This is a genomic window from Paraburkholderia megapolitana (genome assembly GCF_007556815.1).
In the GTDB taxonomy this organism is placed as follows: Bacteria; Pseudomonadota; Gammaproteobacteria; order Burkholderiales; family Burkholderiaceae; genus Paraburkholderia; species Paraburkholderia megapolitana.
In genome coordinates this window covers 2,441,888-2,468,272 of sequence record NZ_CP041745.1, presented here as the reverse complement: position 1 = coordinate 2,468,272, position 26,385 = coordinate 2,441,888, and the positions used below count along the sequence as shown (strand labels likewise).

General features: G+C 62.3%; 20 protein-coding genes. 8 read left to right on the top strand and 12 right to left on the bottom strand.

Features of this window, described 5'->3' with window-relative positions:
* Positions 1–3 precede the first annotated feature (3 nt).
* Positions 4–894: a helix-turn-helix domain-containing protein gene (locus FNZ07_RS24235; protein ID WP_091013559.1), complete on the bottom strand. Its 891-nt coding sequence runs from the start codon at positions 892–894 to the stop codon at positions 4–6.
* Positions 895–918: 24 nt separating this feature from the next.
* Positions 919–1,554 carry a YbhB/YbcL family Raf kinase inhibitor-like protein gene (locus FNZ07_RS24230; RefSeq protein WP_091013556.1) on the bottom strand — a complete coding sequence of 212 codons (636 nt, stop codon included), beginning with the start codon at positions 1,552–1,554 and terminating at the stop codon, positions 919–921.
* Positions 1,555–1,792: 238 nt separating this feature from the next.
* Here FNZ07_RS24230 and FNZ07_RS24225 point away from each other — a divergent pair, with 238 nt between their 5' ends.
* The 4 genes from FNZ07_RS24225 (at position 1,793) to FNZ07_RS24210 (ending at position 6,636) form a co-directional block, all read left to right on the top strand.
* Positions 1,793–2,677 (top strand): LysR family transcriptional regulator, encoded by an 885-nt coding sequence (locus FNZ07_RS24225; RefSeq protein WP_091013553.1) that lies wholly within the window; start codon positions 1,793–1,795, stop codon positions 2,675–2,677.
* Between the two features lie 235 nt (positions 2,678–2,912).
* On the top strand, positions 2,913–4,214 hold the full coding sequence (locus FNZ07_RS24220; RefSeq protein ID WP_177228291.1) for an MFS transporter: 1,302 nt from the start codon (positions 2,913–2,915) through the stop codon (positions 4,212–4,214).
* Between the two features lie 26 nt (positions 4,215–4,240).
* Positions 4,241–4,993, top strand: a complete 753-nt coding sequence (locus FNZ07_RS24215; RefSeq protein WP_091013546.1) for a maleate cis-trans isomerase family protein — start codon at positions 4,241–4,243, stop codon at positions 4,991–4,993.
* Positions 4,994–5,064: 71 nt separating this feature from the next.
* Entirely contained in the window at positions 5,065–6,636 is a 1,572-nt protein-coding gene (locus FNZ07_RS24210) for an alpha/beta hydrolase domain-containing protein (protein ID WP_091013542.1), read from the top strand.
* A 41-nt stretch (positions 6,637–6,677) separates the two neighbouring features.
* On the opposite strand, the gene FNZ07_RS24205 is transcribed toward FNZ07_RS24210, so the two are convergent.
* A complete protein-coding gene (locus FNZ07_RS24205; RefSeq protein WP_091013538.1) occupies positions 6,678–7,841 on the bottom strand; it encodes a hypothetical protein in 1,164 nt (387 codons plus the stop codon).
* 228 nt (positions 7,842–8,069) lie between these two features.
* On the opposite strand from FNZ07_RS24205, the gene FNZ07_RS24200 reads away from it, so the two are divergent.
* Positions 8,070–8,459 carry a VOC family protein gene (locus FNZ07_RS24200; RefSeq protein ID WP_091013535.1) on the top strand — a complete coding sequence of 130 codons (390 nt, stop codon included), beginning with the start codon at positions 8,070–8,072 and terminating at the stop codon, positions 8,457–8,459.
* An 89-nt stretch (positions 8,460–8,548) separates the two neighbouring features.
* Here the strand turns inward: FNZ07_RS24200 and FNZ07_RS24195 are convergent, their stop codons facing one another.
* Positions 8,549–9,316, bottom strand: a complete 768-nt coding sequence (locus FNZ07_RS24195; protein WP_091013532.1) for an SAM-dependent methyltransferase — start codon at positions 9,314–9,316, stop codon at positions 8,549–8,551.
* A 166-nt stretch (positions 9,317–9,482) separates the two neighbouring features.
* Entirely contained in the window at positions 9,483–10,895 is a 1,413-nt protein-coding gene (locus FNZ07_RS24190) for a methyl-accepting chemotaxis protein (RefSeq protein WP_091013528.1), read from the bottom strand.
* 447 nt (positions 10,896–11,342) lie between these two features.
* Here FNZ07_RS24190 and FNZ07_RS24185 point away from each other — a divergent pair, with 447 nt between their 5' ends.
* Positions 11,343–12,110 carry a class I SAM-dependent methyltransferase gene (locus FNZ07_RS24185; protein ID WP_091013525.1) on the top strand — a complete coding sequence of 256 codons (768 nt, stop codon included), beginning with the start codon at positions 11,343–11,345 and terminating at the stop codon, positions 12,108–12,110.
* 24 nt (positions 12,111–12,134) lie between these two features.
* Here the strand turns inward: FNZ07_RS24185 and FNZ07_RS24180 are convergent, their stop codons facing one another.
* Positions 12,135–13,100, bottom strand: coding sequence for an alpha/beta fold hydrolase (locus FNZ07_RS24180; protein WP_091013523.1), 966 nt, complete (start codon positions 13,098–13,100; stop codon positions 12,135–12,137).
* 162 nt (positions 13,101–13,262) lie between these two features.
* Between FNZ07_RS24180 and FNZ07_RS24175 the strand changes: the two genes are divergently transcribed.
* Positions 13,263–13,931, top strand: coding sequence for a TetR family transcriptional regulator (locus FNZ07_RS24175; RefSeq protein WP_177228290.1), 669 nt, complete (start codon positions 13,263–13,265; stop codon positions 13,929–13,931).
* A 119-nt stretch (positions 13,932–14,050) separates the two neighbouring features.
* Here the strand turns inward: FNZ07_RS24175 and FNZ07_RS24170 are convergent, their stop codons facing one another.
* From FNZ07_RS24170 to FNZ07_RS24160, 3 genes are all read right to left on the bottom strand, one after another.
* On the bottom strand, positions 14,051–15,220 hold the full coding sequence (locus tag FNZ07_RS24170) for a tetratricopeptide repeat protein (protein WP_091013520.1): 1,170 nt from the start codon (positions 15,218–15,220) through the stop codon (positions 14,051–14,053).
* 121 nt (positions 15,221–15,341) lie between these two features.
* Positions 15,342–16,022, bottom strand: a complete 681-nt coding sequence (locus FNZ07_RS24165) for a PspA/IM30 family protein (RefSeq protein ID WP_091013517.1) — start codon at positions 16,020–16,022, stop codon at positions 15,342–15,344.
* A gap of 378 nt (positions 16,023–16,400) precedes the next feature.
* Entirely contained in the window at positions 16,401–17,027 is a 627-nt protein-coding gene (locus FNZ07_RS24160) for a plasmid mobilization protein (protein ID WP_091013514.1), read from the bottom strand.
* 478 nt (positions 17,028–17,505) lie between these two features.
* On the opposite strand from FNZ07_RS24160, the gene FNZ07_RS24155 reads away from it, so the two are divergent.
* Complete coding sequence (locus tag FNZ07_RS24155; RefSeq protein ID WP_091013511.1) at positions 17,506–20,001, top strand: penicillin-binding protein 1A; 2,496 nt, start codon at positions 17,506–17,508, stop codon at positions 19,999–20,001.
* A 499-nt stretch (positions 20,002–20,500) separates the two neighbouring features.
* Here the strand turns inward: FNZ07_RS24155 and FNZ07_RS24150 are convergent, their stop codons facing one another.
* From FNZ07_RS24150 to FNZ07_RS24140, 3 genes are read right to left on the bottom strand one after another with little or no spacing between them, the layout of a single operon-like run.
* Positions 20,501–22,024 carry an efflux transporter outer membrane subunit gene (locus FNZ07_RS24150; RefSeq protein WP_091013508.1) on the bottom strand — a complete coding sequence of 508 codons (1,524 nt, stop codon included), beginning with the start codon at positions 22,022–22,024 and terminating at the stop codon, positions 20,501–20,503.
* Between the two features lie 2 nt (positions 22,025–22,026).
* The gene (locus FNZ07_RS24145) at positions 22,027–25,173 is read right to left on the bottom strand and encodes an efflux RND transporter permease subunit (protein ID WP_091013504.1); all 3,147 of its coding nucleotides are present in this window, start codon (positions 25,171–25,173) and stop codon (positions 22,027–22,029) included.
* Positions 25,170–26,273 (bottom strand): efflux RND transporter periplasmic adaptor subunit, encoded by a 1,104-nt coding sequence (locus FNZ07_RS24140; protein WP_407670679.1) that lies wholly within the window; start codon positions 26,271–26,273, stop codon positions 25,170–25,172. Before FNZ07_RS24140 ends, FNZ07_RS24145 begins: the two co-directional genes overlap by 4 nt.
* Positions 26,274–26,385 lie beyond the last annotated feature (112 nt).

The window sequence follows — 26,385 nt, the reverse complement described above, 5'->3', positions numbered from 1 at the left end:
CGCTCAGCGGACGCTGGATGGCGCACGGCCGAATCGTTCCTTGAAGCGTTCTGCAAATCGCGTGCGGGATTTGTACCCGCAGGCCTGAGCAATATGCGGAATGGTCCAGGCCGTTGTCTGCATCAGCATCATGGCGTGATGCATGCGGGTGTCGAGGAGCAATTCCTCGAAGCGCACCTGTTCTGTGGCCAGGCGCCGGCGCAATGTCGATTCGCTCATTGCGAGTTCGCGACCGGCTTCCTGCGCTGTCCAGCGACGCTCGGGTGCCTCGCTGATGAGGCTGCGCAATCGTTCCGAGGTGGTTATCTGCAACCCGTCACAGGCAAACTGATGGCCGCGGTCCGACAGCGCGATCAGCAAGTCCATCAGGCGATGCAGAAGCCGTTGATCGCTAATCTGGTGTGCTTCGATGCTCTGCACGCAATGTTCGAACGTCGACGACAAATCATCGTCTAGCGGAACCTGCTGGAATGCCATCGACCGGCGCTCTTTCGTTCGCGTGGAAGGGTGATGACGATGGAACTCAGCAAGCAGTCCGGTTGACAACGTCAGGAAGATCGAACGGAAGCGGCCTTCATCGCCCCCGGGGGTCTTCAGGATATCCGTGCACGTGCTCTGGTCGACGAGGATCAGGGACGACGGGCTATCGACCACCAGTCGTTGTGTTCCGTCGTCGAGCGTCAATCGACCTGTCACCACAAGCAACACGGTCGCTTCAAAAAAGCGGAAACGTTGGGTTCGCAGGGCCTGCCTCAAGCATGGCCGCGCCAGACCGCACAGGTTGTGCCTCGATACAGGCGCGCCGGATGGCAGATGCCAGCTCGCCTCTCCCATCGGCTCCCGAACTTTGGAGAGCGGTAGGGCGTCATCGGAAATGAGGTGAGGCGAGGCCATGGCTGGATCGTGGATGCGATATCGCTAGTCGAGCAGAACCTTCGGGTTCAGGCTGTACAGTCCGGTCACGCTGGCTTGACCCAGCACGGATGCGGAGGCAAGCGCGGCGCGCACGTTCGCTCCGGTAAGCGGACCGCTGACTTCGAGCGTGGGAGCGGCAAGCGCATAGACCGTGAACACGTAATGGTGGACGATCGCATCGTTCCACGGCGGGCACGGACCATCGTAGCCATAGTACTCGCCCTGCATGTGCTCGTCGTTCGCGAACCAGCCCGTGTAGTCGTTGATACCGTGGCGCCAGCCATTATGGGCAAGCGGGCCGGCCTTGCCTCGCGGCGTGACGCCACTGGCGTGCGTGCCGGCGGGAATCTCGGTGATACCGGTCGGGATGTCGAGCAGAAGCCAATGGAAGAAGTCGACGCGAGGCAGCGAAGCAGGTACTTCACGGCCCTCCTGGTTGACGTCGTCGCCGCGGCTCGGCACATCCGGATCGTGGCAGACCACGACGAACGATTGCGTTCCTTCGGGCACGTCGCTCCACGCCAGATGAGGATTGCGGTTTGACGACAGGGCGACGTGCGAGACCGGGTCGGCGACGGCAAATGCGAACTCGCCGGGAATCGTTGCGCCGTTTTTAAAGCTTTGACTGATGAGTTGCATGGTGGGGTGTCGTCCTGGGGGGCAATGAGGAAATCAGGCATGTGCCCGACCGGAAACGGCGACCACATGGTTAAGGCATTGTATGGGCGCTAATCAAGCCGGTGGCTCCGTATCCGGTCAAATAGTCGGTCAATCCGGTCAAACTGATTGTATTGGATAGCCTTTTCGATGGTGCGCGGTACAGTGATGCGGCCGTATGTGTTCCGCCGACCCTTCCCGATGACGAGCGCCAATTGCCGTGAAACTCGACCCTCTTTCCTTGAGATTATTCGTGCGGGTCGTCGAGGACGGCACTATCACGAGCGTAGCCACCCGTGAGCATATTGCCGCGGCGGCAATCAGCCGACGGCTCAGCGATCTCGAAGAGGCACTCGGCACACCGCTGCTGGTACGCACGAATAAAGGCATTACGCCGACCGCGGCCGGGATCAATCTCTCGGTCATGGCGCGCGACGTGCTGGACGATCTGCAAAACATCGTCACGCGGATGCGGGAGTTCTCCGACGGGACCCGCGGACTGGTGCGACTGCTCGTCAATATCTCGGCGGTGTCGACCTTCATCCCGCCGCTTGTCAAATCGTTTGGCGAACGTTATCCGGACGTGCAGTTCCGGTTGATGGAGCGCGACAGTCTGTCGATTACCGAAGGTATCGCTGAGAACCTGGCTGACATAGGCGTCTTTACCAGCCTGCCATACAGCGCCGATATCGAGGTCTATCCGTTTCGTCATGACGAACTGAAAGTGCTCGTGCGCGAGGATCATCCGCTCGCTGCGCGCGAGTCGGTTACGTTCTCGGAGGTACTCGACTACGAGCATGTCGTGTTGCGTACCGGCACTCATCTGCGCCTGCGCATGCTGACGGCTGCGGGGCAAGCCGGTAAATTGCTGCGCTCCCGGGTGGAGGTCGCTTCTTACGATGTGCTGTGCAAGATGGTCGAGTGCGGTGTCGGGATCGGCGTGCTGCCCGCTGGCATTGTCGAGATCTATGCGCTTTCGGGAACACGTACGCTAGCGCTTGAAGATTCATGGGCGAGCCGCGAACTCTCCGTTTGCGTGCGTCGTGTCGACGCCCTGTCGCCCGTTGCGAGACTCTTCTTTGACCACCTGCGCGCCTCCCGCTGAAACCTTGCCGGCTGCCATCGCGTTTCGCGATGGCACGGTCGCAACTCGTTGATATACAGGGTTTCGCCAGCCCCCTACGATAAGTCAATCGAGGCCGAGGTCCGCAAATTTACAAAGACAGCGGCCGGGTCAATGACATGTCTGACAGACGCAACCTCGCGCAAACCAATGCTTGCGCGGTGAAGGTACGCGCTCCATGCATGCAAAAAACCAGACAAAGGAAATCGGAGGAGCCATGGAGACGTTGCGAGAAACGCAGGTAATGGAGATCGGAGTTTCGTCGCGATTCGTGCGTTACGCGACGCTCGGCGGTACGTGGGGAGCGTGGCTGTTCGATGCCCTCGATGCAACCATCTTCAGCTTCGTGATTCTTTCCATCGCACACACGTTCGGGGCAACGCTCGGGCAGGTTGTCTCGATCGTCGCCTGGTTCCTGCTTGCGACGGGCGTAGGCGGCCTGCTGCTAGGGAACCTGTCTGACCGGATCGGACGTAAGCGCGCGCTGCTGATCTCGGTACTGACCTATGCGACCGGTACCTTGCTATGCGGCTTCGCGCATAGCGTCACCGAGCTCAGCGTGTATCGCTTTGCCGTGGGCATTGGAGTGGGCGGGTTGTGGTCTGCTGCCGTCGCGCTGGTAGGTGAAGTGTGGCCGGCCTCCGGCCGCGCTAAAGCCATGGCGTTCATGCAGACCGGCTGGTCGGCGGGCAGCCTTCTTGCGGCCGTCTTCGCGTGGACGCTGCTGGACGCCTCCGATCCTGCCTCGTGGCGACGGCTGTTCATGATGTCGGCAGCGCCCGCCTATTGCGTTGCGCTGCTGATTCTGGCGTTCGTCAAGGAATCGCCAGTCTGGCTCGAGAACCGCGAGTTCCTGCGTCGTAACAAGACCAGGGCGGGGCTGCTGCAGATATTCAACGCGGATCTGCGCAGAACGACCCTGCTTGCACTCTCCATCTCGATCCTCGGCATGTTCGGTTACTGGATCATCATGACCTTCACGCCGATCTACCTGCAGAGCGTCCTGAACGTGAGGATCGATCAGGCGCCGGTGTTCCTGGTATGGACAGGGGTGGGTGCAACGCTCGGTTATCTGCTCTATGGCGTCCTGGCGGAGCGTGTGGGTCGACGTCAGGCGTTTGCGGTTTTCTTTCTCGGCATCGCACTGGCTGTGCCGATCTTCGCCTATGGCGCACGCATGATTCCGCTGTACGACGGCCGGCTTGCGTGGACGACTGGAAACATTGCTGGCATCGGCGGGCTTTCCGCTTTGCTGGGCTTTTTCACGGGCTATTTCAGCGGATTCGGCGCCTGGTATGCCGAGCTGTTCCCGACCAGCGTCCGCTCCACGGCGGCCGGGTTCTGCTTCAACTTCGGCCGTGTCGGTGCGATCGCCGGCATCAAGCTGGTGCCGATGCTGATCCCCATCCTGGGTTTCACGCTGACCTATTGCATGGCTTCAGTGACCTACCTGTGTGCTGCCGCGCTGGTGTTCACGTTGCGTGAGACAAAGGGCGCGCAATTGACTAGCGGCAACTGAATTTTTCCAATCAACCGGAGCAGTTTATGAAGAGCTATCGAATCGGCCAGATCGTGCCGAGTTCCAATACCACGATGGAGACAGAAATCCCTGCGATGCTCAATGCACGGCAGGCCTTGTTTCCGGAGGAACGCTTCACCTTCCACTCGGCGCGCATGCGCATGATGCACGTGACCCCCGAGGAACTGAAGAACATGGACGTGCAAAGCGACCGCTGTGCAGCGGAATTGATCGATGCGCGATGCGACGTGCTCGCGTACGCATGTCTCGTAGCGATCATGTGTCAGGGGCCGGGATACCATCGTCAGTCCGAGTCCCGGCTGAGCCGGGTCGCAGAGGAGAACGGGGTGCCCACACCGGTGATCAGTTCGGCCGGTGCACTATGCGAAGGAATCAAGGCGATGGGTTTTCGCAAGGTCGCCATTCTCACGCCCTACATGAAGCCGCTCACGCAGCAGGTCGCCACCTATATCGAAAGCGAAGACATCGAGGTGACGGACACCCTCAGTCTCGAGGTCTCCGACAACCTCGAAGTGGGGCGCCTGGATCCGATGAATCTGCTTGAACATGTGAAACGGCTCGATGTCAGCGAAGCCGACGCCGTCGTATTGTCCGCCTGTGTACAGATGCCCTCGCTGCCCGCGATCCAGCTGGTCGAGGACCGTTTGGGCAAGCCGGTATTGTCGGCAGCGGTCGCTACCGTCTATCGCATTCTCAAGACCCTTGATCTGAAGGCCGAAGTACGCGGCGCAGGGCACCTGCTTTCCGGACAATTCTGACCAGACGCCGGGTGATGGCACCGTGCCTGGGACAGTTAATCAGTCGGACCACCGACGTACGGAGACTTTGGATGACACGTGCGCATTTGACCTCTATGGCCGTCATGATCACGGCGCTCATGACTGGCATCGGCTTCCCGGCTTTAGCCGATGCCAGAGTCACCCGACTGGAGATTACCTCGAAGCAAAGCTACGGCACGTTCAAACCTGGTGAATTCGAACACTGGGAAGGCCGCATCTTTGGTGAACTGCAACCCACCGAGAAGATTCCCGACATTGAAAAGGCACCGAGAAATGCCGATGGACTCGTCGAGTACTCAGAAAAAATCTCTTTGACCTTTCCGAAGGACCCGAAAAGCGGCAACGGTGTGCTTCTGGTCGACATTCCTAACCGGGGTCGTCCCTATGCACAGGCGCTTTACAACAGCCCGCGTGATGAGCCGTTTGAGGCCGGCGCGACTGAAGCGGGCACGGGCTTTCTTCAGGATCGAGGTTTCGCTGTTGCTGAGGTGCAGTGGGAACTGGGCAAAGGTGCCGACCTGCCTGTGTTTATCGACGGATCAGGACGGCAGCGCTTCATCGAAGGTGTCGGCTTCGCAATTGTCAGAGACGCCGCCGATTTCCTTGCGCATGCTACGTCCGATAAATCCGGCACGGCCAACCCCCTGCAAGGCGCTGTCATGTGGACACTCGCATCCGGCAAGTCGCAATCGGGGCGATACCTTAAAACTTTCCTCCTGAACGGTTTCAACATGACGGAGGGGCATCGCGTATTCGACGGCATGCATATTTTTGTCTCGGGCGCGGGCATGTTGCCCATCATGCAATCGGGCACGGGGCCGCAGTCGAGCGCTGCCGAGGTTCCGACTTTCGGCAACCCCGAATTTCGCGGCGTCAACGATGGCGTGCTGACCATCGGCGACGTCATTCAACGGGTCAAGGCGCGAGGTGAGAATCCCCCTCGCATGATTCTCATCAACTCCACGACCGACTACTTCTCGCTGCGAGCATCCCTGTCGCGTACCGGGGCCGAAGGGACAGCCGAGCGGCGCATTCCGGACAATGTCCGCGTGTATGACATTGCGGGTGCATCCCACGTCGTTTTGCGGGAGACCCACTGCGAACTACCACCGGCCAGACTGGATTGGAGTCCGGTCTCACGCGCAACGCTACTGCACCTGGAAGACTGGGTGGTGAAGGGAACTGAGCCACCGGAAAGCCACCTCATGCCGCTTGAAGATGCCAAAAATGATCCGATGGTTCTGCACGCGCCGAGTTATCTGCCCAAAGCGATAGTCGAAATCCCGAAGCGTGACGAAGATGGAAATGCTATGGGAGGGGTAAGGCTCCCCGACATGGAGGCGCCGCTCGGCACGAACGCGCGGCAAAATCCACCGCTTTCTTTTCTGTGCATGCTTGCTGGCGCCTACGTCGCGTTCCCCCGAACACAGGCGGACGCCGAAGCAGCGCACGATGGACGTCGTCCCGTTCTGGAGCGATACACGACGCGCGACGAGTATGTGAACCGTGTTCGACGCGCGACGCGCGAACTTGAGCGGGACGGCTTCCTCCTGCCCGACGACAGCGCGATCATCATTCAATCGGCCGCAGCAAGTCCTCTCTGGCATACGTCGCCACCGTGATGGGGTGAGCTGTCGACAGGTTTATTGCGCTCTACTTATATCTATCCGCCGAGTGCGATCGGCTTGATGGCTGCGCGGCCACTCGGCATGAGCGCGTCGCAGCGATAGATGTTGTCCTGGTTCGGCGTTTTCGACCACGGGTCGGCGTTCCACGCGAACCAGGTGATACCGACCAGACGGCGCTGGGCCGCCATTTGTGCGAAGTCCCGATGGACTTCCTGAACGAGCAGCGTGCGGCTCGCATCCTGCGAGGGGCACGAAAAGTCGCTATTGGGAAAACCCCATTCGGTGACCCAGCAGGGTTTGGCGCTCCCCGAGGCACCCTGTACACCACATTCCGCGAAAGTGACGTCGTTCAGGCGGGCAGCGCGCGCCGCGGCCGTGGCGGCATTGCCCGGTTGTGCGGACGAGGGATAGGTGTGAATCCCATATGCATCGACGAGCGAATCGAGACCGTGCGCACGAAGAAACGCGAGCGTTGCAGAGAGACTGACCATGTCTTCTTTCCGGTTGTTATAGAGCTTCGCACCGTCCTGCGCATCGACGAACCCGGCGGAGATGATCGGCGTTTTCCGGTTGATGCTCGAATGGTCCCGCACGTCTTTGAGGACTGCGAGGATCTTCAGGTACTGGAGGAATCCTTTGGCGATCTGCTTGCCTTCGGGATCGTGGGCAAGATCGGCGAGACTGAGAATCTTGCCCTCGCCGGGTAACGGAAACTCGGAGTTGAAAGCCGCCCAGTTGATCTCGTTGCCGAGCTCGACGCCGGCAAGTGCGATGCCGTTGGCGTCCAGCTGATCGAAGATGAACTGGAACGAGGTTCGAGAGAGAGCCGGGTCGGCAAGGGACAACGGCGGACCGCTCCACATCTGCGGAAAGAGTGCCGGCTGATAGGGGCGCCTGGGCGCATCGGGCGGGTAGGTCGGGCTGACGCCGAGCTGTAGTTTGATGCCCTGCGCGGCGGCCCGTCTGGCGTAATCGATACCTTTGGAGTCGGCCGTGATGCCGCAGCGGATCACATGCACACCCGCGGCCTTCAACTGGGCGAAGACAGCGTTCTGGTCGGCGATGCTGGCGCGCATCGGGTTGACGACGTTCACGCCGATGACGACATTTTCTGCATGTGCCGGCATCGATAGCAGGCATGCGCACGCAGTGAGCGCGCCGAGCGTTGCCCAACCGTACCGCCCAATTGTTCCGAGCATGGATTTCTCCGCAGCCAGTGGGTAGCCGACACAAAGCCGTCATCATCGATGGCAGTCAGTGCGACCGGAAGCGGGCAGGTGTGAGGCGCCCCTTCGCTGTCGTGGAGGTGATGGTAGAGGAGGGAGCTTTCTGTTGGCTTGTGGGGCGTGCCAGCGTGTACAGTAGTTTCGGCCGCAGTCACGCGGTTTTTCCGGCATTCCCAACCACCTTTCTTACCACGACCTTCCATGCAGACACATCTCAGAGTCGCCCGACCCGTCAGCGATCTTGCCAGGTCGGAGCGCATGTATTGCGCCGCGCTCAACCTCGTTGCGCTGGCGAGATTTCAGGACCATCAGGGGTTCGACGGTGTGATGCTGGGAAGGTCCGGCATGGACTATCACTTCGAGTTCACGCAGTGCCGCACGCATCCGGTTGCGCCGTCGCCGACGCACGAGGATTTGCTGGTGTTTTACGTGCCCGACGGTGACGAGTGGCAATCGACTTGTGACCGTCTGGTTGAAAACGGTTTCGTTGGCGTGCCGTCGTTCAATCCGTATTGGGATGTGTCGGGGCGGACGTTCGAAGACCACGACGGTTATCGCGTGGTTCTGCAGAGGGCGGCGTGGTCTCTTTGAAGCCGAGTGGTGCCGGCTGAAGCAATGAAGTAAGAGACCAAGCCCGGCGTCGCGAGAGCGACGGAGCCGGGCCATCATTTCGAAAGCGTTTAGCGACGCGCAAGCAGGTAATAACCAAAACCGAGTGTCGCTCGCCCCCAGTACAGATAGGCTTGATGCCATCGCTGCATACGAAGCGAGAATTCCGCCGAGTCTGGATCGTCGGGATGCGATGCGAGGTATTGCATCATTGCGCTGCAATACTCGCCTTCATATTCATCCCATTCGTCGTCACTGCTGGTGGCGGTTCGCAACACGGCATAACCATGTTTGCTCGCACGTTGCGCATTTTCGGCGTGAGAGACAAATTCGTCCGCGGTTCCGCCGAGGACGTCCAGGTATGCCTGCGATGGCGGTTGCTTCCAGTAGCCGTCCGCGATCAGAAGGCGCCCACCGGGTGTGAGCCAGTCGCCACTGCGGCGCAGACATTCGTCGAACGAACCGAATGCATGTACCGAGCCGACGCAGATGATCGCCGCGTAGCCGTGTGGCGGTGGACTATGTTCGAGCAATGGGCAGTTGAGCAAAGCGAGTCGTGAATCACCGGGCGAAGCATCGCTGAACAGGCAGCGCGCTTCGTCGAGAAAACGCGGGTTGATATCGACACCTACGCCGTGTGCCGGCGACATATCGAGTGCTTCGCGGAGCAAGGCAGCCTTGCCGCAGCCAGCGTCGAGCACGACGTCCTGCGCGGAAAGACCGCTTGTCAGGCTTCGGAGCAGCCCCCGGGCCTTACCGATCGAGAGCGGGCTAAGGTAATGATGGTTACGATGCGCGATCGTGGAGAAGCGAAACGGGTCGGAGTTCGTGTTGGACATGATTCCATTGCGAAGATGGTTTGAAGGTGGATTTTGCAAACATCAATTCGCAATGAGCTTTCATACACGAACCTCCGAAATGTCAGTTATTCAGTTATGTGATCCCGTCAGGAAACACAGGTCGCCAATCTATCACGATGCCGCGCAACGCTGTCAAACCCCGCTGTCAAACCCTATACCCAATCCGCAATCCACCCCAATGCCGCCCACCGACAAAAATCGGCACGGACACATCCTTCATCAGCACGAACGCATTGCCACCCATATCGCGCCGATACGTTTGCAGTAAAAAGCGCTTCGTATGCGTGCCTGCGGCGCGCCCGGTGCGATCGTCGAAGAGTCGCCGGTTGCGGCAATGCGCCGCGTTCCACACCGGGTCCGTGCCCTGTGGCTGCGAAAACTTCAGGTTATGTGTCGGCAAGTAGCCGTGTGTATCGACGGCGGCGCAGAACGCGACGCGCGGATCGAGTGAAAGCAGCGGCTCCTGGATCGCGGGCAGCACGCGGTCGGTGAACAGCGTGAAGCGCGTCATGAACTGCGGCGGATTCGTGCCGGGCATCGGCGCGTAGTGCGCGTCGAACAGATCGTCGAGTGCGATATCGCCGCGGGCCACCGCGGCCTCGAAGGTCTTGCCGATTTTCTCGGCGGCATGTTGGGCCGCTTCGATAAACGGCGTATCGGTCGTCTCGACACCGGCTGCCGCGGTCAGTTCGATCAAGGTCTCGGACACACCGAGCAGATTGCCGAGCCGGTTTTTCGCCTGCACGAAATTCTCGCTCGAATCCTCGACACCGCCCGCCAGTTCCAGCACCTGCGCTTCGAGCCCGTTGCATTGCGTTTCGATCTCGCCGGTCAGTGTCGCGATCTGGCTTGCTTCGTCGTTGAGTTGCGTGATCGCGTGCCCAGTTGCGTGAACGACATCGCCGATCATGCGCGTGCCTTCGCGCACACGATGGGCGCGTTCGGTGTTGACCGACCCTTCCGCAATCAACTGCTCGGTCTGCTGCGTGAGTTGCGCGAGCGTCGTTTCGATCTGACCGGTGGCCTGTGCCGTTTTCGCGGACAGATTCTTCACTTCGGCCGCGACCACGGCGAAACTCTTGCCCGAGTCACCAGCCCGTGCTGCTTCGATCGCGGCATTGAGCGCGAGCAGATGGGTTTGTCGCGCGATCAGCGAAATCTCTTCCGACACGCGGCTCACATGCGCGAGCGCGGCACGCAGCGCGCCGATCTGGCTTTCGATCACCGTGACGCCTTCCACCAGCCCGTGAATATCCGCGAGCGATGTTTCGAGCGTCTGCTGCGACTGTTCGACGCTCGTTGCGGCCCGCGCGCTGACGCTGCGCATTTCGCGAGCGGCTTCGGCGATGCGGTGATTGCCCGCCATCGTTTGCGCCGCCGAATCGCGTAACGCCCGGCACACATGGGCCTGATTCTGGATGCGCGTGGCTACTTCGTCGACGTGGCCGGACACATCGCAGATCTCGATGCCCAGGGTACCCGCCTGAGCGGCGATATCCCCGACTACCGTGCGCGAACGGGCGGGGTTGCGCAGACGGGAAAAACTGAAGCGCGGCATGACGGTGTCTCCTGATCGATCCCACGCGAGAGGTGGCGGGATTGGCGGCAGCGGGGTCGTTGCCGTGCTGCGCGAACGCCTCGCCTGCTCTCCGCGTTTACGGCGCACGCACGCGGAACTTGATACGGGATGTCCCGTGGCCGATATCATGCGGAATCGTCGGCAGGTTTTCGCCTGCCTTGTTTTTACTTACGCCTCGAATCAACACTGTCTGTATCGATGATCGAAGGACTTTTCCGCGTCGGACTCTGGCACCAGCTTGTCCAGCTATGGGAGCTGATTGTGCTTGTCTGCCGCTTTGTGTGGGATCTGCTGCGTTTTCTCGGCGGTGGATGAAAGCCCGACGTCATGCATCGAGCGGTGAACTCGGGTAACGTTGGATGCGCGTCGCGCAATGCCACGCAGGCCGCTTCAATCGCTTACGTTCCGTTACAAGAGGATCCCCCGATGAGTTTCGATTCCACCCAGCGCTTCACCGACCGCGTCGCGGACTACGTGAAATACCGGCCCACCTATCCGCGCGACGTCGTGGATTTTCTGCATGGCGAGTGCGGGGTAGCGGGCGATGCGCGGGTGGCCGATATCGGCGCGGGCACCGGTATTTCGACGAAGCTGTTTCTCGATGCGGGCCATCCGGTGGTCGCGGTCGAACCGAATCAGGCGATGCGCACAGCCGCCGACGCATGGCTTGGTAGCGCACCGTCGTATCGCAGCGTCGCCGGCACCGCTGAAGCGACCACGCTCGACGCAGGCAGCGTCGATCTGGTGATCGCGGGCCAGGCATTCCACTGGTTCAATCCGGTGACGGTACGCGACGAATTCGCGCGCATTCTCACGACACAGGGACGTGTCGCGCTGTTCTGGAACAGCCGCTTGCTCACCGGTTCGGTGTTTCTGGAAGAGTATGAGGCGCTGTTGCAGCGCTACGGCGTCGGCTATCGCGAAGTCGCCGATACCTATGGCGACGATGCAACGATGGTCCGCTGGTTCGGTCCGCGTTTCGTCGGCAGCGGATGTTTCCCGAATGCGCAGCAGCTCGATTTCGACGGACTGAAAGGGCGCCTGATGTCGTCGTCCTATGCGCCCAAGGAAGGGCACCCGAATCACGCGCCGTTGCTCGCCGCATTGCGCAATCTGTTCGAGCGCACCGAACAGCACGGCACGATCGAATTCAGGTACGACACGCGTGTTTACGTCGGTCGCGCTACGGGCTGACGGTCGATGAAATGGCCCGCACGTTCAGGCCGGCTGCACCGCCGTTTTCTCCACGAGAAACGCGCGTAAATCGCGCAGTACCTGCTCGGGCGATTCCTCCATCGGAACGTGCCCGAGCGTCGGGTACATGATCGAGCGCGAGCCCGGAATACGACGCGTGAATTCCGCGGCGTGCGCAGGCGGAATCCAGCGGTCTTTTGCACCCCACAGCACGAGCGTGGGCACGTCGAGCGTCTTCATCGTGTCGGTGTCGACTTCCTTGAAATCGAGCGTCGGCACCATCTTGCCGATCGCGGTGCGCGCGCCTTCCGCATGGAAAAACTCGATATAGCGGCGCAGCGTGGTCGGCGACAGCTTGCGCGGATCGCCATAGACATTGCGCACCGCGCTCTTCACGATCGGCTCCGGCAGCCACCAGGGCGAGCTTGCGCGGACCAGCGCGTAGTTGAACAGGTCGATGTAGATCGGCAGCTTCATCGGAAAGCCGGCCGAGTCGATCAGCACGAGTTGCTCCACCGCCTCGCGATGCCGCACCGCGTAGTCCCACGCAATCATGCCGCCGAGCGAATTGCCGATCAGCGTTGCACGCGTCACGCCGATCGCCTGCATGAACGTATCGATGAAGCGCCGATAGGTCGGCAGGTTCATGGTTTCGATGCCGCCCGACGCGTTGCGCAGCGGCCCCGTTACGCCGAACGGCGGCAGGTCGAGGCGAATGACGCGGTACTCGCGCGCAAGATCGCCCGCGATGCCATCCCACGTATGCAGCGATGCGGCGAAACCATGGATCATCACGAGCGTACGTGGGCCCGTGCCCTGTTCGACGTAGTGCACGTCGCCGCCCATGATCTGCACGAATTTCGAGCTGCTTTGCGTGTAGCGACTGCGCAGATCGGCGCGCGGCACACTGGTGATGCCAAGCCGCGCGGCGAGCGAGCGGCGCGGCAGCGGAGCCGGCTGTGCGGGCGAGATGGATTCGAGGCTTGCCATGTGATGTGTCTCCCTGGTCAGCGGCTGCTGCCGCCTCAGTGTTTACCGCAATGTCTACAGGTGTCTACCGCATCTGGCAGAGAGTAGACAACTGTACACATCCCGTCAAGATCGTTTAGAGTGCACGCATATCTGGCCTTCCACGCCGTTTTGCAGGACATCATGGAATTTGAACCCGGCATCGAATCCGAGCTTGATCTGGATCAGGAGCTTGCCCCGGGCAAGCGCAAGCTGATCGAAGCGGCGCTGCGGCTCACGGCCGGCGGCCGCAGTTTCGCAACGCTCGGTCTGCGCGAACTGGCTCGCGAGGCGGGGCTCAACCCGAACACGTTCTATCGCCATTTCGATACGCTCGATGCGCTCGCGCGCGAGGCGGTCGCCTGGGTGAGCCGGCGTCTACGGCCGATGCTGCGGCGTGAGCGCTGGCTTGCCGCACACGACGAACCGATGAGTGTGCCGCGGCGCGCCAGCGCAGCTTTTTTTGCGTTCGCGCTCGACAATCGCGAGGCGTTTCTCAGCGCGCTCGCCGAATATCACGGCACGTCGCCCGCGCTGCGCGAAGCGGTGCGCGCGAACCTCAACGAGGTCGCCGCCGAAATGGCCGACGACGTCGTGCAACTGGAGTTGATGCCGGCACTGTCGCGCGCGACGATCGACGAAATCTGCACGCAGATCGTGCTGCAACTGTTTCATCTGTCGCACGAGTACATCGTGAACGCGGTGAATCGCGAGGCGCTGGTCGACTATGCGGAGCGTTTCATCATCCGGTTGTTTGCTGGGGCGATCGTACTCGTGCAGCACGATCCGGCCGCGCCGGTGGCAGCGTCGTGAGCCGGTAGCGTTACGCGCTGTGTATTGACGGGCGTTGATGAAAAAGAAAAACACCCTGCATGCAGCGCGCACGCAGGGTGTCGGAACAACGGTACTGCGATGTTTGAAACGGTGATCGCTTACGTATCGGACCAGCCGCCCGAATCGTCGTTGCTGCCCATATCGACGCCGCCACCCCCGCCGCCATCGTTCCAGTCGTTCGATCCCCGACCGAAATCGAGGCCGCCGTTATCGCCACCGGCGGCGCGACGTCGTGCTTCTTCATCGTCGACAACCACGTCACGCTCGACGACCCGGTCGCGGCCCGAATTCAGCGCTTCGCCGAGCAATACACCGGTGAGCAGCCCGCCCATGCCGCCACCGAAACCACCGCCTTGCTGGACGATGACGGGCGGCTGCTGTTGCGGATAGTAGGGCGGCGGCGGTTCCTGCGAGCGACCGAAGCGTTCATCCGCTTCGCGGGCATACGGCGACTGGCCGGGTACCGGTGCTGCGCCGGCAGGGTACGGATCGGGGCGACCATCGGCGCGCGCTTTCAGACTTTCTACGCGACGGTCGAGTTCGTCGAGCTGATAGGGCGGCACCGGGTTCTTGCCGTTCGATAGCGCTTCGACCTGCTCGCGCAATTGTCCTTCGACGCCTTCGACTTCCTTCTCGAGCACATCGTGTCCGGGCGCGGTGGACAAACGCACGTCGAGCTTCAGCGAACGGACCGCGTTCAGCAGATCGGTGGCGCGTTTCAATTGCGTGCGGCGTTCATCGTCGCTACGCGTATCGTCGTTCGAGCGGGCGCGTCGCAGCGTCCAGCGCAGCACGAACGCAATCACCGCGATGAGCAGAGCGATGCCGATCCACGAACCGATCGACGGGCCGTGGCGTTGCGGCGCCTGCGGCGCAAACGCCGTGGTCTGCTGCTGAACGATCGCGTTGCCAGTGCGGTTCGCAGGCGCGGCGCCTGCGCTCTGCTCGGCGTTACGACGAATCCGCGCTTCGGTCTGCGCGAAACGCGTCGGATCGGTGAAGCGGATTTGCGGATCGAGTGTCTTCGCCTGCTGGATCTGCGCGAGCGCGTCGCCGGAGCGGCCTTCGCGATCGAGCACCTGACCGTACAGGTAGTGCGCGTGCGCATTGTTCGGATGCGCTTCGAGCACTTGCGTCAGGCCGCTATCGGCCTGTTGCCAGTTGCCCTGCGACATCGCCGATTCGATCTGCTGGACGCTCGGCACCGCGAACGCAGCGGTCGAAGCGAGCATCAGCGACAGACACGCTGCTGCGAGGAATTTCTTCATGATGCGGACCGGGCGGCTAGCCGCCCGTCTCCATGTGTCGACCGGAACCGGTGCGGGGCACCGGTGCCGATTTCATGCAAGATGGTTGCGCGGTAGTGAGATACCCGTCCTGCCAACCAGACTACTGCGCAGGCGTGTTCAACTGCTTCTTCAGTGCTTCGAGACGGTCTTCGACGGACGGACCGCGGTTCAGATCCGCGAGCTTGTCGTCGAGGGCCTTGCCGCTTTTCGTGTCGGCAGAATTGAGGCGGGCGTCGGAGCGCGCATTCGACAGCGCTACCTTGTCTTCGAGCTTCTGGAAATCTTCCGACAGATTCTTGCCGCCGATCCCACCGAGCGCGCTGGCCGCGACATCCTTGGCCTGCGCGATCTGCTGCTTCGCCTGAAGAATATTAGAGCGCGCATTCAGATCGTTGCGGCGCTGACGCATGTCGTCGATCTGCTGCTTGAGCTGGTCGACGGAAGGCTCCAGCGTGGACAGTTCGCTCGCGAGCGCATTGCGTTCGGCTTCCGCGTTCGCCTGGGCGCCGAGCGCTTCGCGCGCGAGGTTTTCATCGCCCGATTGCAGCGCGCGCTTCGCGCCGTCTTCGTACTTCTTCGCTTTATCTGCGGCGACGTCGCGCTTGCTTTGCTGCGTGGCGACCTGCGCCTGAATCTCGATCAGCGAGTTTTCCGCTTTCGCGATGCTGTCGTCGAGTTCGCGAACGATCTGCCGCGAGTCGCGCGACGGGTCCTGCACAGAATCGGCAGCGTCGTTGAGAAGACCCTTGAGCGTGCGCGAAATGCTGTCAATAAGCGACATGAAACCCTCCATTGATTGAAAACGGCGCCCGGCGTCCAGCGCCAGCCTGCGCCGCGCGAAAAACGCGTGCTGCACAGGCTGTGCGCAGCGGTGCCGACCCGGACATCGGGGCACCCATGCGAATTGCAATAGTCCGGCCACGAATAAGCTGCTGACGATGCTACCTGTGGCGAAAGATCGTAAAAGATCCTAAAGGGCCAGACTGTCCGCGGATATTACACCACGGCCTCCCTTAAAACGGTCTTAAAACGCCGGTTTCCAAAACCGTTTTACATGTGTTTCAAAACGGTATCGTGAACGTCTATTGGCGGAGTTTTTTATTGTCGTTTTTGTCGCTATTCGCAAGTCGTCGACGTTGTACGTTGCAGCGCTGGCCGGTCAGGCGAAATGTCCGTCGGGGGTTGCCGGGTCCGGATGCGAGTCGTCTTCTTCGGAACGGGTTGCGCGGCGCGTGCGGGGTGCTTTGGCGGCGTTTGCAGCGAGGGACGCAGCTTTGGCCGCGGTCACGCGCGCAGCGGCTTCTGCGGCTGCCTGCAGGTCTTCGGCGCTGGTGTCGGTCATTGGTGCATCGAGCGCGCCGGCGGCCGCCGCGACAGCTGCCGCAGTTGCGGCGAGCGCGTCGTGATGCGCTCGCAGTGCGTCGGGTACCGAGAGCGGGGCGCCGTGATGTTCGCCGAACGGCGCACCGGCGGACGATGGATCGGACGTGTCGCGCGGTTCGACCACGGGCGCGGCTTTTGTCGCTGCACGCGGTGCAGTACGCTGTTTCGTCGCAGTGCGCGCGACGCGTTGCAATGCCTCGTTCAATGCATCGGGTTCGCGCGGTGCATTGAGCCGATCGACGATGCTGGCGGCCTTCACCTGTTCGCTGGTCGCGCCGAAGCTGAGCACGGCCCGGCGCATCAGTTCGCTGACGCTGATCCCGAGGCCTTCCGCGCTCGCGGCGATCGCGCGTTTCTGCGCGGGCGTGACGAATACGACGATGCGTTCGGTAGGCTTGTTCATGATCCGCTCACGTGCCTTGTTGATTTCGTTTCCTGCGGGCGCGGGACGCTATGCCGTGTGCGCCGCCGCCTGATGACTTCATCATAAGTCGAGTTGCCCGGATGCGAAACCGGGCGGCACATGAAAATGCCGTGACTTCAACAAGTTGTACGCTTTTCGGCGGGTTTGTCCACAGGGTGTTCAACATTTTCTGTTGATAACCGTCGGGCATCGCACAGACCGGCCGGACGGCGTGTCCGCGCGGTACAAACGGGGTGGCGTGGGCGTCCGCGGGACCATGAGTGAGGGAATTCTTACAAAAAAACTGGCAAACAGGCCGCTCGATTTCTTTAGAATGCGCTGTTAAGTTGCGCCGGCATCTTTGTCCGGCGCACCATGCGGCACCCCGGGGCTTGGGGCCGCATGGCGGTGTCTGCCTCGCGCAGCGCCGTCCGTTCGGGCGCCGAAGATGCGCCGCGACGCGCCAACCATTCCAGTCATGCCTATCATTAAACGACCGCATTCTTCCCAGTCGCCCGGCCAGTCCGGAGATCGCGAACCCCGCTTCAACGCCGGAACCCCCACGGGACGACCGCGCGAAAACCACACGCCGCGCCGACGTTCGTTCGGCGTGACGCTCGCGCTGTGGTTTGCCGGATTCTTTGCGACGCTCGCCGTGATCGGTTCGCTGATCATCGGTTATGCGCTCGTCGTGATGGGACCGCAATTGCCGTCGCTCGATTCGCTGACCGACTATCGTCCGAAGGTACCGTTGCGCGTCTATACCGCGGACCACGTGCTGATCGGCGAATTCGGCGAAGAGCGTCGCAGCCTCGTGCGCTTCCAGGACATCCCCGACATCCAGAAGAAAGCGGTCCTCGCCATCGAGGATTACCGCTTCTACGAACACGGCGGCGTCGACTTCCTCGGTATTCTGCGGGCGGGGATTGCCGACCTGATGCACGGCGGCGCATCGCAGGGCGCGAGCACCATCACGATGCAGGTGGCGCGCAACTTCTTCCTGTCGAGCGAAAAGACCTACACGCGCAAGATCTACGAAATGATGCTTGCGTACAAGATCGAACGCGCGCTGACCAAGGACCAGATTCTCGAGCTGTACATGAACCAGATCTATCTGGGCGAGCGTGCCTACGGCTTTGCCGCGGCCGCGCGCGTGTATTTCGGCGAGGACCTGAAGGACGTGACGCTGGCGCAAGCGGCGATGCTCGCGGGGCTGCCGAAGGCGCCGTCCGCGTATAACCCGGTGGTCAATCCGAAGCGCGCGAAGATTCGCCAGGAATACATCCTGAAGCGGATGCTCGATCTGAAGTACATCACGCAGGATCAATACGATCAGGCCGTGAAGGAAGACATCCATACGAAGACGGCCGGCAACGAATACAGCGTGCATGCGGAGTACGTCGCCGAAATGGTGCGCCAGATGATGTACGCGCAATACCGCGACGAAACCTATACTCGCGGCCTGAACGTGACGACGACGATCGATTCCGCCGATCAAACGGCAGCCTACGATGCGGTGCGCAAGGGCGTGATGGATTACGAACGCCGCCACGGCTATCGTGGACCGGAAGGGTATGTCGAATTGCCGCCGCCCGGCGACGACCGCGATCAGGCGATCGAAGACACGCTCACCGATCACCCCGACAACGGCGAGATCATCGCGGCTGTCGTGACCGCAGCGGGGCCGAAGCAGGTGACGGCTCAGGTGCTCGACGGTACGGTTGCGACGATCAGCGGCGACGGACTGCGATTCGTGGCCGCGGCGCTGTCGCCGCGCGCGTCGCAGACGCTGCGCATCAAGCCCGGTTCAATCGTGCGTTTGATTGCCGATGCGAAGGGCAACTGGCAGATCACGCAGTTGCCGCAGGTGGAAGGCGCGCTCGTGTCGCTGACGCCGCAGGACGGCGCGATTCGCGCGTTGATCGGCGGCTTCGATTTCAACAAGAACAAGTTCAATCACGTAACGCAGGCCTGGCGTCAGCCGGGGTCGAGCTTCAAGCCGTTTATCTATTCGGCGTCGCTCGAGAAGGGTCTTGGGCCGGCTACGATCATCAACGACGCGCCGCTGTATTTCCCGCCGACGACACCCGGCGGCGACGCATGGGAACCGAAGGACGACGATCAGCCCGAAGGTCCGATGTCGATGCGCCTCGCATTGGAGAAGTCGAAGAACCTCGTGTCGATCCGCATCCTGTCGTTTATCGGCACGAAGTACGCGCAGGACTACGTTACGCAGCGTTTCGGTTTCGATGTCGACAAGACGCCGCCGTATCTGCCGATGGCCCTCGGCGCGGGTCTCGTTACGCCGCTGCAGTCAGCGGGCGGGTACTCGGTGTTTGCAAACGGCGGCTATCGCATCAATCCGTATCTGATCGCGGAAGTGGACGATGCGCGCGGTGAACCGCTGTCGAAAGCGCAGCCGCTCGTGGCCGGTCGCGACGCGCCGCAGACACTGACACCGCGCAACGCCTACATCATGAACAGCCTGCTGCACTCGGTGGCGACGGCCGGTACCGGCGCAGGGACGAACGTGCTGCATCGCTCGGACCTGCAGGGCAAGACCGGTACCACGAACGATGCGAAGGACGGCTGGTTCGCCGGTTATCAGCAATCGCTCGTCGCGGTGGCGTGGATGGGCTACGACCAGCCGAAATCGCTCGGTAGTCGCGAATTCGGCGCGCAACTCGCGCTGCCGATCTGGGTCGAGTACATGCAACGTGCGTTGCGCGGCGTACCGCAGGCCGAACCGGCAATGCCCGATACCGTCACGACGGTGGATGGCGAGCTGTTCTTTGCCGACGCTACGCCGGGCAACGGGTTTGTGGCGAGCATCGGGATGGATGCGGCGAATCCGCTCGCGGGCGGGACCGATGCCGTGGGCAATCCGGGTGGGCTGACGCCGCCTCCGGTGCCGACCGTATCGTCGGGTGAGAAACAGCAGATTCTCGATCTGTTCGAATCGAACAAGCCTTGATCGGGTCTTGATCCCGCCGTGCGTGGACGCTGTGTGCGTTCACGCACGGCGTATCGGCCAGCAGCAGCGGAAAGCTGCCTTCATTCAAACACCTGGCATGGTTGTCCGGGTGTTATCAACAGGTCTTTCAACACAATCTGTGGACAACGTCGCGATCCGCGCAGGGTTGCGTTGCGCGACCGTGTGCGGACGCAATCGCCCGAGTGTGTCGTTGTCGTTAGCGCCGAGCCTGTGCGGACCTGCATGACTGCGCACCCGCGACGGCAATGCCATTCACATCAGATAGTTAGAGTCGCTGCGCGACACTTATCAACAGCTCTGTCAACAGAAACTGGGGATAACTTCGTCGTCACACGATCGCGTTTTGCATCGATCGCGTGACGACGCGACACTTTTCGCATCACCCTGCAAAAGCACTGTGCGCTCAACGCGTTAGCGCGCTTGTCCGAAGGTTTTCAACAGCCTGTTCAACATGAACTGCGGATAACCCCGCTGCGATTCAGTCGTGTGCGGCACTGGTCGATGCTGGTGAGGCCGTCGCTGTTGTCGTTGCCGCAGATGTAGATGCAGTCGCAGGCAGCGGATCGCCCATCGCCTGGAACAGCGTGGCCGTATCGGTGAGCCGCGCGCCCGTGTAGCGAATTTCATCGAGTCGCGCGTTGCGATATTGCTGTTCGCTCGAACGCGTGTTCGTCACCGCCACCGCACCAAGGCGATAGCGTGCCGACGTCTCGGTGAAGATCTGCTGCGCGAAGCGTGCCGCCGTACTCGCGGCATCGAGTGCCTGGGCGTCGTGTTCGAGCGATGCGAGCGTATCGGCGACGTTCTGGAACGCGGCCAGCACAGTCTGACGATATTGCGCGACCGAGGCCTCGTAGGTATCGACGGCTGCGCGGCGTTGCGCGAACAGCGCACCGCCGTGGAAGATCGGTTGCGTGAGCGACGCGCCGATACTCCAGAGCGCACCCGCGCCCGACGTCGCGAGTGGCCAGCTGAAGCCGCCTTTGCCCATCGACGCCGTCAACGACAGGCTCGGAAACATCTGCGCGGTCGCGACACCGACTTCGGCCGCGGCGGCTTTCAATGTCGCATCCGCGGCGCGGATGTCGGGCCGTGCACGCAACAGATCGGACGGCACTGAAACCGGCACGTTTTCGGGTACATGCAGGCTGGCGAGATCGAGATCGGCCGGTGCTGCGTCGGGTGTGCGACCGAGCAGCACGGCGAGCGCATGGCGAGTCGTCAGCCATTGCTGACGCAGGCCAGGCAGACTCGCCGACAGCGCTGCCGCGCTCTGTTGTGCGCTGAGCAGATCGCTGTGCGATGCCGCGCCGAGTTCGTAGCGCCGTTTCGTATCGTCAGCCTGCTGGTTAGCGAGCACGACGAGACGCTCAGTCGTGTCCACCTGCTCGTGCAGTGCCGCCGCGTTGATTGCCGCTGACACGATGTTTGCCGCGAGCGCGCGGCGCGCCGCATCGAACTGGTACGCCTGGGTGTCGACGCGGGCGGCCAGTGCCTTGTCCGCGAGACGAGCTGCGCCGAACAGGTCGAGCGTGTAGTTCGCCTGAATCTGGCCGACGAACACGTTGTAGAGCGATGTGTTCGGGCCGAGGCTCGGGAAACCGAGTGCCCGCTCGCGGGTCGCCTGGCCGTTGGCGTCGATCGTCGGCAGCAGCGAGCTGCCGATCTGCGCGCGCAACTGTTCGTGCGCGGCCGCGAGGTTCTTGTCGGCGGCGGCCAGCGTCGGGCTGTTACGCAACCCTTCGTCGACCAATGCGTTCAGGTCGTCCGACCGATACAGCTTCCACCATTCGGGCACCGCCTGCGCTCCGGCGACGAACTGCTGCGCGACGCCGTTGGCCTGCACTGTCTGGGTGGGTTGCGGTTCGGCGCCGTAATGGGCCGGTTGCGGCATCACGGGCGGCGTGCCGTTCGGACCGAACGAACATGCCGCGAGCGCGAAGGCGAGGGCGGCGCCGCAGGACAGTACGGTTGTAGCGCGACGCAAGGAAGAGGTGTTCATAATCAGTTTCCCGAATGCGCAGATGCGTCGGCGTGCGGATCGCGCTCGCTGCCGCGCACGCGGAACCACGTTGCATAGAGCGCAGGCAGATAGAACAGCGTCAACACCGTGGCGCTCGTGATCCCGCCCATCAGCGCGGTCGCCATCGGTCCGAAGAAGTTCGAGCGCAACAGCGGGATCAGCGCTAGGACCGCGGCGGCGGCGGTCAGCGTGATCGGCCGGAAGCGGCGCACAGTGGCGCCGACAATTGCATCGAATCGTTGATGACCGGCCGCGATGTCCTGCTCGATCTGGTCGACGAGAATCACCGAGTTGCGCATGATGATGCCGAACATCGCGATGACGCCGAGCATCGCGACGAAGCCGAATGGCTGGCCGAACATCAGCAGCGTCGCGACGACACCGATCAGCCCGAGCGGTGCCGTCAGCACGACCATCAGCACGCGCGAGAAGCTCTGTAGCTGGATCATCAGCAGCACCAGCACGGCGATCACCATGATCGGCATCTGGGCATTAATCGAGGTTTGTCCCTTCACGCTTTCCTCGACCGCGCCGCCGATCTCGATGCGATAACCGACCGGCAGCGTGTGGCGAATCGAATCGAGTGCGCCGTCGACAGCATGCGTGACGTCGATGCCCTGTGCATTCGCGATGACATCCGATTGCACGGTGATCGTCGGCTGGCGATCGCGTTCCCACACCACACCGTATTCGAGGTCGTTGCGCAGCGCGCCCAGCGTGCCGAGCGGCACCGGGCCGTTAGGCGTCGGCATCGCGAGCGTCAGCAACTGCGACGGGTCGACGCGCTCGCTCTTCGGTGCGCGCAGATCGACGCTGATCAGCTTGTCGCGCTCGCGATACTGCGTGACGGTGTAGCCCGAGAGCGTCATCGCGAGGAAACTCGAGACGTCGTCGGAGGTGACACCGAGTTCGCGCGCCTTCTTCTGATCGATCTCGAAGCGCACCGAACGCTCGGCCGGTTCATCCCAGTCGAACTGCACGTTGGTCGTGTGCGCGTCGGCACGCATCGTTGCGGCAACGCGTTCGGCGATTGCACGTACGGTCGCGATGTCGTCGCCGCTCACACGGAACTGCACGGGATAACCGACCGGCGGGCCGTTTTCGAGCCGCGAGAGCCGCGTGCGGATCGCGGGAAATTGATTGCGCAGGATCGGTTCGAGCCACTGCGCGAGTTTCTCGCGATCTTCGACGCTCTTCGCCGTGACGACGAACTGTGCGAAGTTCGCTTGCGGCAGTTGCTGGTCGAGCGGCAGATAGAAACGCGGCGCACCGGTGCCGACGAAGTCGACCATATGATCGATTTCCGGCCGGCCATCGAGCGTCTTCTCGAGCCGTTGCGCCTGCCGCAATGTTGCTTCGAACGATGCGCCTTCGGGTAGCCGTACGTCGATCAGCAGTTCGGGGCGATCCGAACTCGGGAAGAACTGTTGCGGCACGAGCGTAAAACCCGCGAGCGCCACGACGAACAACGCGACAGTGATGCCGAGCACGACGAAGCGTCGTTCGATACACCAGCTGATCCAACCGCGCAGGCGGCCGTAGAAGCGCGTGTCGTAGATGTCGTGTTCGTGTTCGTGTTCTTCAGTCGTACCTTCAGCGTGGGCGTGCTCAGGCGTTGCGCGCTTGCGCTCGGGCAACAGGTGATACCCGAGCAACGGGATCAGCACGACCGCGGCAAGCCACGACGCGATCAACGCAATGGCGGACACTTCGAAGATCGAGCGCGTGTATTCGCCGGTACTCGATTTGGCGAGCGCGATCGGCAGAAAGCCCGCTACCGTGACGAGCGTACCGGTCAGCATCGGAAACGCGGTGCTCGTATAGGCGAAAGCAGCCGCACGGGTACGGGTCCAGCCCTGTTCGAGTTTCACGGCCATCATTTCGACGGCGATGATCGCGTCGTCGACAAGCAGCCCGAGTGCCAGCACGAGCGTACCGAGCGAGACCTTGTGCAGCCCGATATCGAACAGATACATGCACAGCGCGGTCACGGCGAGCACGATCGGAATCGAGATCACGACGACCATGCCGGTGCGTACGCCGAGCGACACCAGACTCACCACCAGCACGATCGCGATTGCTTCGGCGACCGCTTCGAGGAAGTCGTCGACCGAGTGCGACACGGCGTGCGGCATGCTCGATACTTCGACGAGTTTCAGTCCCGCCGGCAGCGATGCGCGCAACTGCGCCATGCTCGTGTCGAGCGCCTTGCCGAGGCGGATCACGTCGCCGCCAGGCTGCATCGTCACACCGATGCCGAGCACGTCGTGGCCGCCAGCGCGCATGTGCGTCGACGGTGGATCGTCGTAACCGCGTTTGATCGTCGCGATGTCGCCGAGGCGGAACGAACGGTTATTGATGCGGATCAGCGTATCGGCGAGCGCTTTCACGTCGCCGAACTGGCCGGTTGGGCGCACGAAGACGCGGTCATCGGTGGTGGTTAGCGTGCCCGCGGGCGAGACGCTGTTTTGCGAGTTGATCGCCTGGGCGAGCTGCTGCGGAGAGATGCCGAGACGCGTGAGCTGCGTGTTGGCGATCTCGATGTAGACGTGCTGGTTCGGATCGCCGAAATAGTCGACCTTGCCGACGCCAGGTACGCGCAGCAGGACCGTGCGTAACTGGTCCGCGTAGTCGTGCAGTTGTGCCGCAGAGAAACCGTCGCCCTGCAGCGTGTAGATATTGGTGTAGACGTCGCCGAACTCATCGTTGAAGAACGGTCCCTGCACGCCGGGCGGCAGCGTCGCCGCGATGTCGCCGACTTTCTTGCGCACCTGGTACCAGGTTTGCGGCACATCGGCAACCGGCGCGGAGTCCTTCATCGTGAAGAAGATCATCGATTCGCCGGGTCGCGAGTAGCTGCGCAGAAAATCGATCGACGGTGTTTCCTGCAGCTTGCGCCCGATCCGGTCGGTGACCTGTTCCTGCACCTGCCGCGCGGTGGCGCCGGGCCAGAAGGTCTGGATCACCATCACACGGAACGTGAACGGTGGATCTTCCGATTGCGCGAGCCGTGTGTACGCCATGATGCCGAACAGCGTGGCGAGTGTGATCAGGAAAACGACCAGCGCCTGATGCCGCAGCGCCCACGCGGACAGATTGAAGCGTCCTTCTTCGTGTGCTGCGCTCATGACGCGAAGTCCTCGGGATGCAGCGGCGCCATCACGCGTACCTTTTCGCCTGCGGTGACCGTATGCACGCCTTGCAGTACGACGCGTTCGCCGTTCTTCAGGCCGTTGGAGATGGCGACCGTACGTTCCTCGTAGCGTGCGACCTGTACGCGGCGCAGTTCGAGCACGTCGTCGGTGCGCACGACCCATACGGCCGGCGCGTTACCGTCGTGGAAGAGGGCGGTGGCGGGCACCGTGAACGACGCGGCGGACTGCGCGGCGTTGCCGTTCAGCGCGACGTCGGCAGTCATGCCGAGGCGCACGTCGGTGCCGGGGTTTTCGAGCGTGAGCCGCGCGCGCCATGTGCGGCTTTGCGGATCGGCGGCGGGTGACAGTTCGCGCACGCGCGCGGTAAAGCTGCGGCCCGGCAACGCGGCGAGCGTGACCTTCGCGGTTTGGCCGACGGCCAGCGCGGCGAGCGCGCTTTCGGGCGCATCGACGATGATATCGATGTCGCCGCTCCACGCGAGGTTGTAGACGGCCTGTCCCGCGGATACGTTTTGCCCTGTGTCGGCCTGCTCGGCGGTGATCACGCCGGCGTGGTCGGCGGCGAGCGTCGCGTATTGCAACTGGTCTTTCGACAGCGCGGCCTGCTGCGCGGCCTGGTCGCGCTGGGCGCTCGCCGCGGCGTACGAATCTTCAGTCTGTTCGAGCTGGGCTTGGGCGATCAGGTTGTCGCGCGCCTGGGCGCGGTCGCGATCGAGTTGCTGCTTCGCGTACACCAGACGATGCTGTGCGGCGTCGAGCTGGGCTTGCGCGCTGGCGGCGTTTTTCTGCGCATCGGCGGGGTCGAGGCGCGCGACGATCTCGCCGCTCTTCACCGTATCGCCGAGCCGCACCCGGCGCTCGACGATCTTGCCCGCAATCCTGAACGACAGCGGGGTCGAATAGCGGGACTGGACTTCGGCCGGCAGCGTCATGGTGTTGGGCCGTCCGTCCGCCTGTACGGCGGTGGCAACGACGGGCCGCGGCGTGGGCGCGGCAGCTTCTTTCTTCTGGCACGCGGCAAGCAGGACGACGCTGGACAGAACCAGCGCGTACGCTGCGCGGCGCAACGGCACGGGCCGTCGGGACGAAGGGCGCAGCGCCTGTGCTGCGCGAGAACCGGGACGATTCACGATGACTCCGATCTACAGAAAGCGAATAAGGGCACGTTTGTAGACAAGGAGTCGA